This is a genomic window from Acinetobacter sp. ANC_7655, from assembly GCF_056784015.1.
Genome location: NZ_JBWYJB010000030.1, coordinates 1 through 731 on the forward strand (window position 1 = coordinate 1; position 731 = coordinate 731).

The following is a 731-nucleotide window of genomic DNA, read 5'->3' on the forward strand; positions in this document are numbered from 1 at the left end:
GCTTGCATAAACTGACCATCTGCCACAGTGGTCACAGGGTCTTGCTGACCTGCAATAATCAATACAGGAATCGAAATCTGTTTGAGTTGTTCACGCACATCCGCCTTAGCCAAAGCTTCACAGCAGCTTGCATAACCTTCAGGGCTGCCAGCTCCTAAGTCGTTTGAAAGTTTTTCAATCACTGCTGGGTTGCTTTGGATAAAGGGATCTGTAAACCAACGACCTGCAGCCGTTGATGCAATCGGTGCTAAACCTTGTTCACGAACCAATATGGCACGATCATTCCAAGCATTTTCATTGCCAATTTTAGCGGCGGTATTACACACAATCACATGACTAAAGCGTTGAGGATGATTGATCGCTAACCATTGACCTGTCAAACCACCCATCGAAATACCACAGAATGCAGCTTTTTCAACATTTAAATGGTCGAGTAAATTCACCACATCTTGACCAAGTTGATCAATGGTATATGGACCTTGAGGCGCATCCGATGCACCATGACCACGTGTGTCATAACAAATCACATAATGAGAAGCTTTAAAAAACTCAATTTGTGATTGCCACATGCTGAAATTTGTCCCTAAAGAGTTAGAGAAAACAAGAGCAGGCTTGCTTGAATCACCAAAAGTTTGATAATTGATTTGCGCATCATTTGAAGAAAAAGTAGGCATAGAATCCCTCCCGACCTCCCTTGAGAAAAGGGAGGGGGTTTTTAATAGTTAAACACG

1 protein-coding gene is annotated in these 731 nt (G+C 42.8%); it reads right to left on the reverse strand.

The features are described 5' to 3' along the window. On the reverse strand, positions 1-674 hold a 674-nt coding region (gene pcaD / locus AC1M9N_RS14450; RefSeq protein WP_481954968.1), incomplete at its 3' end, for a 3-oxoadipate enol-lactonase. Between the last annotated feature and the right edge of the window lie 57 nt (positions 675-731).